The sequence below is a fragment of the Virgibacillus halodenitrificans JCM 12304 genome, from assembly GCF_001310895.1.
Classification (GTDB): domain Bacteria; phylum Bacillota; class Bacilli; order Bacillales; family Amphibacillaceae; genus Virgibacillus_Q; species Virgibacillus_Q halodenitrificans.
The window spans coordinates 90,258-105,873 of the sequence record NZ_BAZS01000001.1; the positions used below are offsets into that span (position 1 = coordinate 90,258).

Below are 15,616 nucleotides of genomic sequence, written 5' to 3' on the forward strand. Positions count from 1 at the left end.
CATTTTTAATGAAAACTTATATTCAAGAAATGTTAAAAAGAAAAGATTTATTAATATATCTAGTTAAATCTGGACTAAAAGCAGAGCATAGAAATAGTTATTTAGGTTATTTCTGGTGGTTATTAGACCCGCTACTTAACGTACTTGTCTATTACTTTTTAGTTGTTATTATTTTAGGAAGAGGGGGAGAAAATTATCCCTTATTCCTTGTAATTGGATTAGTTGCATGGAGATGTATCAGCTCGACTATCAATTCATCTGCAAAATCAATTATGCGTTATAGTTCAATTATTAATCAAGTATACTTGCCCAAATCGATTTTTCCACTGGCATTTATATTAACACAACTTTTTAATTTTGCTTTTGGTTTAGTAGTTGTGGGAATATTTCTTGCATTCTTCGGAGTGATGCCAGGTTGGGAAATTATCTATTTACCATTGATTGTGTTTGTGCAAACCGTTTTCTTATTGGCTGTGGGGTCATTCCTCGGATATATTACTGTGTTTGTTCGCGATATTGATAACTTATTAACATATATTGTCCGTATATTCTTTTACGCGTCACCAATCATTTGGGAAGGTGGACGTTTACCAGAGGAATATAGTTTTGCAGTGGATTACAATCCAATTGCTATCATTGTGGAATCATATAGAGCTATATTTATGTACAAAACAAGCCCCGATTTGGTTGGATTATTGATAATTTTCTTATTATCTGCAGTGTTAGCTATCTATATGCTTTATTATTATAGTAAGAATGAGCACAAAATAATTAAATCTCTATAAATGGAACTTCAGAGTTTGAAGTTCTTTTTTCCAATGATTAAAGTTATTTCATGACTACATCGATAAAAAAAGAGGGTTGAAATATGGCTGAACAATCTAGCTCCATAGTAAATAAACCAAATAAAGATGTTATACAAGCAAAGAAAATAGGTGTGTCTTTCTATGAAGGAAGACATAAGGATGACTACAAGTCTCGTGTATTACGATTCATTAAAAATAGGGGTAAGGTAAGTAAAATACAAAAGGTTTGGCCACTTAAAGATATTAACTTTAATGGACATCAAGGCGAAATATTAGGGATAATCGGTTCAAACGGGGCCGGTAAAACAACGCTTAGTAAAATTATAGCCGGTATTTTACAAGAAGATAAAGGAGAAATGAATGTAGATGGAAATGTGACAGCTTTGTTTTCGTTCGGTATGGGTTTCAATAAGGAATTAACCGGTCGCGAAAATGTATATTTAAATGGTATGATGCTCGGAATTGATAAAAAGTTAATTGATTATTATATAAGAGAAATTCATGATTTTTCCGACCTCGGAGAGTTTTTTGAACAACCAATGAAATATTACTCAAGTGGAATGAAAGCTAGGTTAGGATTTAGTGTGGCTTCTCATTTGCAGCCTGAAATACTTATTTTAGATGAAGCACTTAATACAGGTGATGCTAAATTTAGTAGAAAAGCTGCAGAAAAAATGAAAGAACTCGTTAAAAAAGCAAAAATGGTTATCATCGTTACTCATAGTCTGAGATACGCCCAGCGTAATTGTGACAGATTAATGTGGTTAGACGGTGGCGTTGTAAGAGAAATCGGAGATCCAAAAACAATTATAGAAAATTACAAAGCTACAGTCCCGCCTAGACCACCAAGGAAGCATCGGAATTTGCAACTGGAAAAAACGCAGACAATTGTAAAGGAAAACACGATTATTAAAGCCAATAATTTAGGAGTATCCTTTAACTTAAGCAGTGGAGAGTTTTGGGCTTTAAAAGATGTTAACTTTGAGATAAAAGAGGGAGAAGTTGTAGGGATCATTGGCCACAATGGTGCGGGTAAGAGCACACTCTGCAAAGTGCTCACTAAAATATTATCTCCGGATGAAGGCAATATTGAACTCAAGGGCGACACCTCTGCTCTGCTTGGTTATGGAACGGGTTTTAACGCGCATTTATCAGGTAGAGATAATATATACTTAAATGCAATGTTATTAGGAATTTCAAAGAAAAGAATTGAAGACAATTATGATGAAATTGTGGAATTTTCTGGATTAAAGAAAGCTATTGATAAACCTGTTAAAGAATATTCTAGTGGTATGAAATCCCGATTAGGATTTAGTATTGCAGCTATTTTGCAACCAGATATATTCATTATAGATGAGGCACTGTCGACAGGTGATATGGCGTTCAAACAAAAAGCAAGTGAACGAATCCAAGATATGATGGCTCGTGCAAAAGCGGTAATTATCGTAACACATAGTATGGCTTTTGTAGAACAAATATGCACTAGAGCAATATGGATGGAAAAGGGACAAATACGTTTTGACGGAAATGTAGAGGAAACTGTTGATAAATATAGAGAATCACAGGGTGTTAAAAAGAAAGTGAATGTAAAAAAACAACCAGGGAACTAACCTGTTACAGAAAAGTGATCACTTTAGCTGTTTAAGGAGGAAATATCAGTGCTACAGCGAGTAAAGAATATAATCTCCCAACCAGTGGACTGGTTTATGTACACCATTCTTTCTGAAAAACAAAGGAAGAATATAGGCGATATTTTTTCGGAACGACAAAAAAACTTGATGAAAAAATTATTGCATGGTAAGCAAAATGAACTTAGGCAAAAGCTGAAACAGATCAGGTTTTATCTCTATGGACTTGGATTTACGGAAAGAGGTCTTTACGAATTGGAGCACTTTTACACCAATGTTTCTGATCCTTCACTTAGACGGTTGGCGGCATGGGAATTGGTTTTATGGCATGCCAATAAGTATACTTCTGATGGAGCAACACAAGCATTGAATTACATTCCAGCAGCAAGATACCAAGTAAAAGATGTAGATCAGTTACGTAGAATAGCTATCATTGAAGCGGAATGTCTAGATATATTAAACAAGAATATAGAAGGTAGAACAATTATTGAACAGTTGCTAAAGGAACATCCGCACCCTGATTTGTTTTTAGCTGCAGCAAACCAAGAGGAGACAGTTCATGACCGTTTAAAGTGGATAAATAAAGCGATGGATATGTACAATATTAAACCTCTTACCTTTATTTCAAAAAGAAATAATCCTTCGTATGATGATATTAGAAATGAAGCAGTTGACAAAAAAATTGAAACGGGACCGAAAGTCTCTATTATCATTCCTGCTTTTAAAGCAGAGGAGGGTATTCGAACGGCTATTGAGTCTATGCTCTCCCAGACATGGCAAAATATTGAGTTGCTAGTTGTAGATGATTGCAGTCCGGATCAGACAGCGGAAGTGATAAAGGGATATGTGGAACAGGACTCCCGAGTTAAATTGTTTTCTACGCCCGTTAATAGCGGTCCTTATGTTGCCAGGAATATAGCTTTAAAAGAGGCATCTGGGGAATATGTAACGATAAATGATTCAGATGACTGGTCACATGAAGAAAAAATTGAAAAGCAAGTTAAACATTTAATTAATAACCCAAATATTATCGCGAACACTTCCGAGCACGCAAGATTAACGGAAGGTGATTTAAAGTTATACCGAAGAGGAACACCAGGTAGATATATTTTCCCTAATATGTCCTCAATCATGTTCCGCAGAGAACCAGTAAAGGAGAAAATAGGTTTTTGGGACAGTGTACGATTCGCTGCTGACGGTGAATTCAAACGACGCCTAATCCAGGTATTTGGTAAGGATAGTTATGTGGATTTACAAACTGGACCGTTATCTTTCCCGAGGCAGTCCGTTTCCTCGCTGACAGGGAGTTCTGCCTTTGGCTATAATGGTTATTTTAAAGGAGTACGTAGGGAATATGTGGACAGTCTGGAGAATTACCATAAACAAGCTAAAAGTTTATACTACCCATATCCTCAAACCACCCGACCTTTTCCAGTACCTGAACCCATGTGGCCAAATAGAGAGAACAAGATTGAAGGAAAAAGGGTGTTCGATGTTGTAATAGCTTCTGATTTAAGAGTGATGGACAGTCACTTAGTGGATATTATTAATCAAAATAAAAGCAAAAGTAAGCGTATAGGGTTCATACAAATGCATCAATTCGATTTGAATGCAACGAAAAAAGTGCATCCAGAGCTACGTAATATGATTGATGGAGATCAAATTCACATGCTTGTATTTGGGGAGAAAATATCATCTGATGATTTGATCGTTCTAAATCCTTTAGTACTAGAAGAATGGCAAACTTACATCCCTGAGGTCCATACAAAAAAAGCAAAAGTTATTGTTACCCAAGCACCAAAGGATATTTCTCATTTGAAAAAGTGTAGCGAAAATATGAAAACTTACTTTGGTACGCCGGGTAAGTGGTACGCTTTTAATGAAAATATTAGAGAAAGTATGAGGAGTCAGGAGAATGATATTAAAAAGGTTATTAATTTAGCTGATGAAAATTGGGAGAACTGTTGAAGTGAACAATATAGACGATCATCTTGTAGATAATGAAGATAAGAATTTGGAGGAGTCAACGGAGCTGATAGAGTTGACTGAAAAACTCCCAGCAGCTCGAGCAGAAAGAGATAGAGCAAAAGATAAATTATACACCTTAGAACACCAATATGATCAACTGTTGAATAGTAAGTTTTGGAAGTTAATACGTACTCCTCAACTAGTTAAATCTTTTTTTAGGTCGACGGTTGCATATTTGCTTGGGAGAAGAAATAGAAAGCAACTTTATAGTAGAGATTATAAAAGGAAAAATGCTGAGAATGCAATTAAACCTTATAAAAAATACTTGTATAATTTTGGTTTTATAGACAGAACCATAGCGGATTTAGAAAAAATATATCAAGAAACAACTAACTTGTACATGAAACAGGCGATCGCTTGGGAACTGGGGTTGTGGTATGCCAATAAATACACAAAAGAAGGGGCTAAAGAAGCACTAAATTACTTGAAGCTAGTAGTAAAAGAAAACCCTAATAAAGATCGCTTAAGACAGGCTACAATTATCCAATCAGAATGCTACGACTTATTAAATGAACAAGAAACGGGGAAAAATTTGATTTTTCCTTTGTTAGAAAAGAGTCACCATCCAGATTTATATTTGGCTGTAGCTAATCTTCAACCCAATATTGAAGAAAAACTTCCTTGGATAAATAAAGCACTAAATATGTATGGAATTCAACCGATTGGCTTTGGTGGAATGAAGAACCCTGGTTATAATGATTTAGTGACTTTAGGAGACAAAAAAGAGCTAGAATCAATACCAAAAGTTACTGTAATAATCCCTTCATATAATGCAGAAGAGGGCATTGGTACTGCAATTGAGTCCATATTAGCTCAAACCTGGGCTAATTTGGAGGTTTTAATTGTTGATGATGGTAGCACAGACAGTACAGTTTCCATTATCCAATCTTATGTTGAGACAGACAATAGAGTTAGGTTGTATTCAACACCGACAAATAGTGGGCCCTATATAGCAAGAAATATAGCGCTACAAAATGCTACAGGAGATTTTGTTACAGTTAACGATGCGGATGATTGGTCACATGCTGAAAAAATCGAAATACAAGCAACGTACCTAAGAGATAATAATGAGGTAATTGCTACAACTTCTGAACATGCCAGATTAACAGAAGAGTTGAAATTTTACCGTCGTGGTACTCCAGGAACCTATGTTTTTTCAAATATGTCCTCACTCATGTTTAAAAGAAAACCAGTGTTAAAAAAAGTCGGTTTTTGGGACAGTATCCGCTTTGCTGCTGACAGTGAATTTAAACGGCGTATTATAGCGGCCTTTGGACAAAAAAGTGTTGTTGATTTGAATACAGGGCCGTTATCGTTCCCACTTCAATCCATAGGATCATTAACTGGTAACTCTTCTTTTGGATATAATGGTTTCCTAATGGGTGTGAGAAAAGAATATGCTGAGGCTCATCGCGAATCCCATAAGAAAGCTGATGACTTTTATTATTCCTATCCTCAATCTGTTCGACCTTTTCCCGTACCTGAACCGATGTGGCCTGAAAGGGAAAAGAAGAATAAAGGAGCAAGGCAATTTGATGTCATTATTCTGTCGGACTTTAGATTGCCAAAAGAGCTTCTCCATACAACAATTGAGGAAATTAACCTACAAAAGAAAAAGGGACTACGGACAGGGTTAGTTCAAAAAAGTTGCTATAATTTTAAATTACCGCTATTGATTAACAATCAAATCAGGGAATTGGTAGATGGTGATAAAGTGCAACTTCTTCATTATGGAGAAAAAGTTAAAAGTGAATTACTTATCATTAAGTATCCTTTTATTTTTGATGAAATTGAAAAGTTTCTACCAGAAATCAGAACCAACTCTGTCTTGGTCATGTTAGACCCTGCAAGTGAGCGCCAGATTGTCCCTCACTACGATGTTAGGCACTTTTCGAGAAATATTGCAGAATATATAGGTAAAACGGGAAAATGGTATCCTATAAACAAGAAAGCTAGAAATGATCTAACGGAACAGCCGCATCTTCATTCAGTTAAGTTATCAATTGAGAATTGGATTGGAACCAATAATAGTAACTCGGAAGCACACGTTGAACGTCTGGAGAATTGGTTAGTTTGTAATAAGATAGAGCTGGGAGGAAGTGATGACGTTGAAAAACTATGATAATAAAGATACAAATGAGCGACCACAGCTAAATGAGCATGTCGACACTTCTCTCCACATAGAGACAGCTAAAGAACAAGAATTAATTAAAGAAATCATTAATAAGGAAGCTCAAATTAATAAGGCCAAAAGGGAAAAACTGAGTTTTGAAAAGAAAATTAAAGATATTGAAAAAAGCAAAACGTGGAGATTCTCTAAACCGATACGTAACATTTTTAGTTTCTTTAGTAGAAGCAAGAAGCAACAAACTATTCAATACATTCGTGAACTAGAAAAGAAATTGGAGTCAACACAAAAAGAGCTATATAGCACAAAAGACACCGTGAATGAATTATTGCTTGATGATCGGAAAATAAATAGTTATCAGATAGCTAAAATGATAAGAGACCTTAAAGATGAAGGAAAGATTATTAACTTTATTGACCACATATTAGAAATGAAAAGCAAGCACGAGGAAAACTATAGACATGCTCTTGTATATTCTGCAAGAATGTTTATAAATGAGCCGAATAAGTATAGGAATTTTGTATACTCTAAAGCCTTATCTGGTCTAACAATAGAAGAAATACCTGAATTCATGATAAGGGGGGGCTGTCGGATTCACCTATTCCCTTGAAGGCTGCCACATCTTTTCGGGCCTCATTAAATATGAGAATGAGACAAAAACAGCTAGTGGATTCCCTCCCAGAGTGGTTGTTAGATGACAAGAGAACTGCTTATGAATTCTTGGAAGTATTAGGTGTCCGCATTCCTTGGACTTCCTCAGAGACATATAGGGCAGAAGAACTTCCACGAAAAAAAATGTCTGTTATCAAACCAACAGATGGAGCAGGCTCCCGTGGAGTATATCTCATCTATGAAAGTGATGATATAATAGATGTTAAACAATCAAAGCAAATTAATAGTTGGGATACCTTACTAAATAGAATGAAAAAAGATATCTTGATGGGATGGGTAAGGCAAAATGATTGGTTTATAGAAGAACTTATCCTTGAGAATGAAAAAGAAAAGAAACCAGGAAGAGACATCAAGTTTTATTGTTTTTATGGGAAGGTTGGTTTGATATTAGAGATAACTCGTTTCCCTGAAAGGAAACATTGCTGGTGGACAGCTGATGGGAAAAGGATAAGAACAGGAAAATATGAAGAGGAATTATACAAGGGAGACGGAGTAACTCAAGAAGAGTTAGAATTAGCGTCAAGTATCAGTCTTAAAATTCCAGCCCCTTTTGTGAGGATAGATTTTCTTCGTTCTGAGAATGGATTGGTATTTGGAGAATTCACTCCAAAACCTGGTAATTATGACGAGTTTAATGATGAGATAGATCAGTTATTAGGGGATTTCTTTGTAGATGCACAAGGCCGACTGCTAAACGACCTTTTAAACGAAAAGAAGTTTAGTGAATTTAATGAAGTTGTAGTTAAATAAATTATAATATATTAACTGTTTTGTTTTTTAGGAGGACAAATTCAATGGAAGATCATAAAACGGAATGGCTGCCACATCTTACTAATGAGGTTGTAGCAGATGCACATGGAAACTTGTTAGATGCTTACGCGCTTTCACTAGAAGGTTGGAGAAGAGGGTTAACACTTAGATGGCATGTTAAGGATTCAGAAAAATTTAGTGAAATGCTTACATGGTTTGTGGATAAACCAGGGCAGTTATTTTCGTTAAGTTATAAAGAAAGAACGCACTATTTTTTCCGTACAAGAGGAGATAAAGTAACTAATGAAGCTGTAATAATTGGAAAAGATAAAGAAAAAACAAAACAAACACTACAAAATGCAGGTGTGAGAGTTCCCGAAGGAAAGCAGTTTTCTGAGGGGAAAACTGATGAAGAAATTGTTCATTATGCATCATCCATTGGTTATCCAGTTGTATTAAAACCTACGGATGGAAGCTTTGGAAGAGGTGTAATTTCCAATATTACAAGCTCAGGTGAATTGGAGCATTCTCTTTCTTATCTTCGCACTGAACTTAATTATAAGGATGTAATTATAGAGCAATATATCCCAGGGGAGGAATATCGACTTTATGTAGTGGAAAATGAAGTTATTGGGGCAATCAATCGTATTCCACCTAACGTTATTGGAGACGGAGTTAATTCATTAAAAGCCTTAATTGAGTTGAAAAATGAGGAAAGAAGTTTAAATCCTCGATTGGTTAGCTGTCCTATCACTGTTAATCAGGAATGTATTGATTTCATTGGTAGAAAAGGATATACATTAGAAACTGTTCCTGAAAAAGATGAACAAGTATTTCTTAGTGCCAAGAGTAATATATCAATCGGGGGAGACCCAATTGATGTACTAGATGTTTTGCCTCAGGTGGTAAAAGACACAGCCATCAATGCAATAAAGGCTGTAGATGGATTGTCGCATGGTGCAGTTGACCTTATTATTCATAATGACAGGAATATTAATGAGGCAGTGTTTGTTATAGAACTTAACCCTACTGCACAAATAGGAGCTATACTGTATCCTATGAGTGGAAAGTCCCGTGATGTACCTGCGGCAATAATTGATTATTACTTCCCTGAAACAAAAAATATGAAGGTGGATCGCACAAAAACATTTTTTGATTTTCATGATGTTTTAGACCCTTTGCAATCAAGAGATGCGAGTGTAACAACAGTAACACCTTCACCTATGGATAAAATATATTCTAAGAAATATACAGTTAGTGGAGAAGTACAAGACTTAGGGTATCACCGTGGTCTAAGAAAGCATGCTTTTGAAAGGTATCTTCATGGGTTTGTTATGAATCTTGAGAACGGGGATATAGAAGTAGTAGTCGCTGGTACTGATCCTGAAATGGTGGATGACTTTAAAAATGGATTATGGGAAGATGAGGAGCGAGCAACAGTGATAGAGGTTCAAGAAGCTACTTATGATGAGCCTATTAAAGTCGGGTTTGAAATAAAAGCAGACCTAAAGACGCAATTAGAGGAATTAAAGTTATACAAGCAGGAGCTTGAAGAAACTGAACTCGCTATGAAAAAGGCAGAAGTTCAAAGAAGAAAGTTTTATGAAAGTCTTTCTTGGAGAGCAACCAAGCCGATAAGACTAGTTGGGGCTATCATTAAAAGATTGAGTAAATAGAAATAATTATCTATTGGAGGTAAGAAAGATGAACGAAAACACAGGAATTAGTCTGCCTCAACTGCCAAATGACATTGTAAAAAATGCCCGAAAAACAAGATTAGATGCTTTTGCTGTTGCACTAGAAGGTTGGCGTCGAGGATTAAAACTAAAATGGTATACTAAGGACTCAGAACATTTCAAAGATATGGTTATTTTCGGGGTCAATCCTCCAGGTAGGTTATTTTCTCTAAGTTCAGAAGAAAGGACACATTACTTTTTTAGAACCAGAGGAGATAAAGTAACCAATAAAGCAGTCGAATTAGGATCTGAAAAAGATGATACCAAGGTTTGGTTAGAAAAAGCCGGTGTACCAGTCCCAAAAGGGAAAGGATTTAGTAGCGAAACAACAGATGAAGAAATCATAAATTATAGTAAAACATTAGATTTCCCACTTGTTTTAAAGCCTACAAATGCTAGTTTAGGAAATGGTGTTGTAACCAATATTAAAAATCATAAAGAGTTCTTGAAAGCAGTACGGTACGTTCGACATGACTTAGGGTACGGAGAAGTAGTAGTTGAACAGTATGTCAAAGGGGAAGAGTATCGTGTTTACGTTATTGAAGATAAAGTTATAGCAGCATACAATCGTGTACCTGCTAATATAATTGGTGATGGCACACATACCATAGAAGAACTTATAGAGTTAAAAAATAATGAACGTAAAAAAAATGCAAGATTAAATAGTTGCTTAATCCATATGGATATAGAGATATTAGAATTTATAGAATCAGTTGGTTATAAGTTGGATAGTGTACCCAAAAAAGGGGAGCAAATATTCTTAAGACAAAAAACAAATGTGTCGTCTGGAGGCGACCCTATTGACGTTACAGATAGTCTTCCAGAGGAATTCAAAAAGATAGCTATAAATGCTATTAAAGCAATCCCGGGATTATATCATGCGGGTGTGGATATAATTGTAAACGAAAATAAGGTAGTAGACGCTCCGGCAGTTGTAATAGAACTTAATCCAACTGCACAGATAGGTGGCATATTATATCCTTTAAAAGGTAAAGCACGCAATATTCCAGCTGCAATTATTGATTATTATTTCCCTGAAACTAAAGGAATAGATACAAGTAAATCTAAAATTTACTTTGATTTACCAACTGTTTTAGAGCCATTAGAAAATAGATCAGCATTAGAAGTGGAAGTCTCTCCTGCCCCCTTAGGAGAACTTGTTATGAAACGGTTTGTCGTATCCGGTATGGTCCAACGTCATAGCTATCATAGATGGTTGAAAAAACAAGCATTAGATAGAAATTTACATGGTTATGTAAAAAATATGGTGTTTGATGAAATTGAAATAGTGGTAGCTGGGAATAGTAAATCAGATGTTCAAGATTTTAAAGGAGTAATTAAACAATACCCTCAAAACTCTAAAGTGCAAAATATTATTGAGGAAGATTTCAGCGAGCCAGTTACTATAGGATTTGAAATTGCAGAAGTGTATAATACTTCAAATTTAAAATCGGTACAATACGCATTAAGGAAAATGGAAAAGAACTTAAAGCATATGACTAAACAACAAAAACGCCTAGAAAAAGATAATCAACACATCTTAAATAGTACTTCATGGAAATTTACGGTACCTATTAGGAAATTTGGCCAGCTAGTAAAAAGGAATAGATCTTAAAAATCTTAAACTTTGAAGGTGGGATCAAGTATGAACGAAAATCATCCTAATTGGTTAACTAAAGAAATGATAAGTGGGATTAGAAGGTTTAATTTGGACGCTTATTTAGTTGCTTTAGAAGGTTGGAGAAGAGGGCTGAATTTAAAATGGTACTATGACGCTTCAAATTTGACCAATATAAAATTAGTTGGTTTTAATTCTATTGGAAAACTTTTCTCTCTTGGTGATGACAAAGATATATTTTTTTTCTATAGATCTAGAGGAGATAAAGTTAATAACAGTGCTGTGGAGATTACCTCAAATAAAGATGAAACGAAAAAATACCTAAAACAAGCTAATGTGCCTACTCCTAAAAGTATAAGATTTGACGAATCAATGGACTTGGGAAAAGTTTTTGATTCATTTACCAACTTATCTGAGTCTTTAGTTATAAAACCAACCTTTGGCTCGTTGGGAAAAGGGGTAGTAACAGATATTCGTTCAAAACAAGATTTTCTAAATAGTGTTAGTCATATACGTGAAAACTTAGATTATAAAGATTTTCTTCTTGAGCAATATGTAACTGGAAATGATGTTAGGCTATATGTCGTTGGAACTCAAGTTGTGGCAGCATTAAGTAGATTTCCAGCAAATATAACGGGAAACGGTGTTAGTTCAATTGAGGAATTAATTCATAATAAAAATGAGGAGAGGATAAATAATCCTAGTTTATCCTCTAAGCTCATTAAAATCGACTATGATATGAAAGAATTCTTACGAAGGCAAGACATGGATTTAAATGATGTACCTGAAAAAGATAAAGTTGTTTATCTTAAAGGCACAAGCAACATTTCTGCCGGAGGTGACTCGATTGATATAACAGATCAAATTTCCTCTGAAGTTAAAAAAGTTGCTATTGAAGCGGTTAAGGCTATACCTGGGCTACTACATGCTGGAGTTGATCTGATTGTTAATGAAGATAAAGCAACTGTTATTGAAATTAATGCTACAGCAGATATTGCTATGCATGTATTTCCGCTTAACGGAGAACCAAGAAATGTACCAGCTAGTATAATTGATTATTACTTTCCGCAGACAAAGGGTTCACCATCAACTCAGAATAAAATCTATTACGACCATAAAACAATACTTCAATTAATCAAGAGTAGATCAATAAAAGAAGTAGAAGTTTCTCAAGCGCCTCAAGGTGAATTGTATTCTAAAAGGTATGTGTCTTCAGGGAATGTCCAAGGTGTTGGTTATAGAGATTGGATACGAAAAAAAGCTCTTCAAAATAACTTAAGTGGGTATACTAGAAACTTAAAGAACGGTAAAGTTGTAGTTGTCGTCGGTGGTATTGATAGAAAAACAGTAGATGATTTTAAAAATATTTGTCTTGAAGGACCACTTAGAGCTAAAGTTGAGAATGTTGAAGAATATATATGGGATAAGCGTATCAGGGTAGGTTTTGAGATTAGAACTAAATAATGGATTTTAAAATTTGATCATGATATTTACCATTATAGAATGGAGATGTTATAGTGAACGCGTTTTCAGAAGAAAATCGAGTTACTTTATCAGCTGTAGGAGATATACTACCACATGGAAGGGTCTATGGGGGTACAAAGAAAAAGTCTAATTACAATTTTCATGAGAGATTCCAACGTGTTAGACACTTACTAGGGAGGACAGATATAAACGTTGCCAATCTAGAGTCTATTATAGCAGGAAAAGATATTGGTTTATCTTCCTTCCCTAAGTTTAATAGTCCTGTGGAAATTGGATACGTTCTTAAGGAATTAGGGATAGATATTGTAAACATCGCAAACAATCATATTCTTGACAGAGGCGAACAAGGCTTGCTAAAGTCTATTGAGAATATTGAAAAAATAGGCCTTGAATATGTTGGGGGTTACAAATCCTTTGAGGATCAGGATAGACTTAGAATCATAAAAAAGAATGGATTAAGGGTTTGCTTTGTTTCTTACACTAGAGGTACAAACTTTATTAAGGTGCCAGAAGATAAGCCTTATTTAGTAAATTCACTTAGAGAAATCTCTTTACTGAAAATTTGTAGTACCCTTAGGAGAATAAAGAGAAACAAACTTGCTGATGTAATAGTAGCCAACATGCACTTTGGAGAGGAATATCACTTGATACCGTCAACTACTCAAAGAGAGATTTCAGCTTCTTTATCAGATGCGGGTGCTGATTTAATCATTGGACATCATCCTCACGTTCTCCAACCACCTGAATGGATTGAAAATTCACGCGGTACAAAGACATTTGTGGCTTATTCATTGGGTAATTTTTTCTCCGGGCAAAATGGTTTGCATCGACAAATAGGTGCAGTATTGACAGTAGGGATAACTAAACCAAGCAAAGATCATAAAGCTATTGAGATTAAGAATCCCAAGATGGATTTAACCTTTGTGAGTAAGGAAGAAAATAAGAACTATAATATCAATGTATTTAGCGATTGGATAAAAACAAATCATTATATTGAGACTGCCGATGCTAAATTTGAGTCTGAAAAAGTCTATTTAGACACCATAAATAGAATGCGATCTAAGATAAAAGATTTGGATATTAATTAGAAACTTAGGAGAATTAAAATGAATAATTACAAAAGTGAATGGTTACCTCATTTGAAGCAAGCAGTTCCTGAAGCTGCAAAAGGAAAAGGCACTTGTATGTACATAATGGCCTTAGAAGGTTGGAGAAGAGGATTAGAGTTAAAGTTTATTAAGAAAAAGGGAACTGGCTTATTAAAGTCGGTTGCATTTTCTTTAAGCGATGGTAAGAATGAGCATGTATTTAATGGCTCACGCGGTGATACGGTTACTAAAGAGGCCATCAAAATTTGTACTAGTAAAGGATTAACAAATAAATATTTAGCGGAAGCCAATGTACCAATACCTGGAGGAAAGGCCTTCGCTAAAGAAGAATCTAACGATAATATAATAAATTATGCAAATAAAGTAGGTTATCCACTCGTTATTAAACCTAGTGACTCGGATGGAGGGGGAGCCGGAGTAATAACAAATATTAAAGACCAAAAAGAAATGGAAAGCGCTCTTTTAAAGGTTAGAGTAAAACCTATTTCAGTTGTAGTTGAAAGATTTTTTGTTGGAGAAGATTTTCGTGTTTATGTTCTAGATGGTAAGGTAATTGGTGCCTTTCATAGACGAGCTGCAAGTGTTGTGGGGGATGGGAAATTAAATATCAAAGAACTGCTAGATCAAAAAAACTCCGCGCGTCAACTCAGTCCCTTTTTGGCAAAAAGCTCTATAAAAATTGATGAAAATATGAAGACTTATCTTCAAAAGCAAGGAATGAACGTTTTTGATATACCTAAAAAAGGGGAAAGGGTTTTCTTAAGAAGAAATGGAGAATATTTTAAAGAGAGGGATTCCATAAATGTTACTGAAAGTCTCTCCCCTAAAATGAAGAATATTGCTATTGAAGCAGTAAATGCGATTCCTGGTCTTACTCATGGTGGCGTTGATATGCTAATTAATTTGGAAAAAGATGAAGGAGTAGTTAATGAGGTTAACTCAAGGGCACAAATAAGTAATCATGTATTCCCTGTTGAGGGAGAAGCTGTAGATATTCCAAAGTATTTAATTGATTATTATTTTCCGAACAGTATTAACGATAAGGCGACTGATGTCCCGTTCAACTTTGATTTTAAATTAATTGTAGATAGCTTTGAAAAGGGCTTTGCTACAGAAATTAAAGTCCCCTCTATACCAATTGGTTTAAAAACTACTAAACGATTTGTTTTAACCGGTAGTAATTTTGATAACAAATTTAGAAAATGGGTCCAGAGACAAGCAATTAAACAAAATATAAATGGTTACGTGAGAACTATTAATCAAGATAGCATCTCAATTGTAGTAGCGGGCTCAGAACAAGTCATAAATAATTTTAAAAAAAATTATTAAACAAAATTCTCCTAAAACAACAGTTATAAAAGGTATAGAAGTTAAACAATTTGCTAAACCAGTAAAAGTTGGGTTTGAACTTAAAAATAACCAGAACTTTAAAAAACAAAAAACTAAAAATAATAATAAGAGTAAAATAACAAAAAAACAAACGAAAACTGTTAAAAAGAATAGAGAGTTACTCCTAATTAGGCTAATGAAAAAGATTATTAGGAAGATTAAATAAGATTTGTAGAAGCGGACCTCTTTATAGGTTCGTTTTTACTGTTAAAAATCATTGCGTTTTACTCTATTAGTTCTCTTCTAGGGTTTATGAGATTTATTAGT

At 34.8% G+C, this 15,616-nt stretch carries 11 protein-coding genes; all 11 read left to right on the top strand.

The window, feature by feature from the left end; translation table 11 throughout:
- The first annotated feature begins 8 nt into the window (after nucleotides 1–8).
- A complete protein-coding gene (locus JCM12304_RS00415; RefSeq protein ID WP_019378055.1) occupies nucleotides 9–785 on the top strand; it encodes an ABC transporter permease in 777 nt (258 codons plus the stop codon).
- Nucleotides 786–868: 83 nt separating this feature from the next.
- Nucleotides 869–2,416, top strand: coding sequence for an ABC transporter ATP-binding protein (locus JCM12304_RS00420; protein ID WP_019378056.1), 1,548 nt, complete (start codon nucleotides 869–871; stop codon nucleotides 2,414–2,416).
- 48 nt (nucleotides 2,417–2,464) lie between these two features.
- Nucleotides 2,465–4,402 carry a glycosyltransferase family 2 protein gene (locus JCM12304_RS00425; RefSeq protein WP_157360408.1) on the top strand — a complete coding sequence of 646 codons (1,938 nt, stop codon included), beginning with the start codon at nucleotides 2,465–2,467 and terminating at the stop codon, nucleotides 4,400–4,402.
- Between the two features lies 1 nt (nucleotide 4,403).
- Entirely contained in the window at nucleotides 4,404–6,584 is a 2,181-nt protein-coding gene (locus JCM12304_RS00430; RefSeq protein WP_218185764.1) for a glycosyltransferase family 2 protein, read from the top strand.
- Nucleotides 6,565–7,200: a coiled-coil domain-containing protein gene (locus JCM12304_RS19805; protein WP_256200736.1), complete on the top strand. Its 636-nt coding sequence runs from the start codon at nucleotides 6,565–6,567 to the stop codon at nucleotides 7,198–7,200. The genes JCM12304_RS00430 and JCM12304_RS19805 overlap by 20 nt, the downstream gene beginning before the upstream one ends.
- Nucleotides 7,201–7,238: 38 nt before the next feature.
- Nucleotides 7,239–8,012 (top strand): ATP-grasp fold amidoligase family protein, encoded by a 774-nt coding sequence (locus JCM12304_RS19810; protein WP_256200737.1) that lies wholly within the window; start codon nucleotides 7,239–7,241, stop codon nucleotides 8,010–8,012.
- A gap of 44 nt (nucleotides 8,013–8,056) precedes the next feature.
- The gene (locus tag JCM12304_RS00440) at nucleotides 8,057–9,688 is read left to right on the top strand and encodes an acylphosphatase (RefSeq protein ID WP_060678181.1); all 1,632 of its coding nucleotides are present in this window, start codon (nucleotides 8,057–8,059) and stop codon (nucleotides 9,686–9,688) included.
- A 28-nt stretch (nucleotides 9,689–9,716) separates the two neighbouring features.
- The gene (locus tag JCM12304_RS00445; RefSeq protein ID WP_060678182.1) at nucleotides 9,717–11,363 is read left to right on the top strand and encodes an acylphosphatase; all 1,647 of its coding nucleotides are present in this window, start codon (nucleotides 9,717–9,719) and stop codon (nucleotides 11,361–11,363) included.
- Nucleotides 11,364–11,393: 30 nt separating this feature from the next.
- Complete coding sequence (locus tag JCM12304_RS00450; RefSeq protein ID WP_060678183.1) at nucleotides 11,394–12,830, top strand: acylphosphatase; 1,437 nt, start codon at nucleotides 11,394–11,396, stop codon at nucleotides 12,828–12,830.
- A 53-nt stretch (nucleotides 12,831–12,883) separates the two neighbouring features.
- Nucleotides 12,884–13,939, top strand: coding sequence for a CapA family protein (locus JCM12304_RS00455; protein WP_060678184.1), 1,056 nt, complete (start codon nucleotides 12,884–12,886; stop codon nucleotides 13,937–13,939).
- 18 nt (nucleotides 13,940–13,957) lie between these two features.
- The gene (locus tag JCM12304_RS00460; protein ID WP_060678185.1) at nucleotides 13,958–15,289 is read left to right on the top strand and encodes an ATP-binding protein; all 1,332 of its coding nucleotides are present in this window, start codon (nucleotides 13,958–13,960) and stop codon (nucleotides 15,287–15,289) included.
- Nucleotides 15,290–15,616 lie beyond the last annotated feature (327 nt).

Excerpts from the sequence above, each read along its gene's own strand:
- JCM12304_RS00415 (WP_019378055.1), top strand. The coding sequence starts at position 9 with ATGAAAACTTATATTCAAGAAATGTTAAAAAGAAAAGATTTATTAATA.
- JCM12304_RS00420 (WP_019378056.1), top strand. The coding sequence starts at position 869 with ATGGCTGAACAATCTAGCTCCATAGTAAATAAACCAAATAAAGATGTT.
- JCM12304_RS19805 (WP_256200736.1), top strand. The coding sequence starts at position 6,565 with ATGACGTTGAAAAACTATGATAATAAAGATACAAATGAGCGACCACAG.
- JCM12304_RS19810 (WP_256200737.1), top strand. The coding sequence starts at position 7,239 with ATGAGACAAAAACAGCTAGTGGATTCCCTCCCAGAGTGGTTGTTAGAT.
- JCM12304_RS00440 (WP_060678181.1), top strand. The coding sequence starts at position 8,057 with ATGGAAGATCATAAAACGGAATGGCTGCCACATCTTACTAATGAGGTT.
- JCM12304_RS00445 (WP_060678182.1), top strand. The coding sequence starts at position 9,717 with ATGAACGAAAACACAGGAATTAGTCTGCCTCAACTGCCAAATGACATT.
- JCM12304_RS00450 (WP_060678183.1), top strand. The coding sequence starts at position 11,394 with ATGAACGAAAATCATCCTAATTGGTTAACTAAAGAAATGATAAGTGGG.
- JCM12304_RS00460 (WP_060678185.1), top strand. The coding sequence starts at position 13,958 with ATGAATAATTACAAAAGTGAATGGTTACCTCATTTGAAGCAAGCAGTT.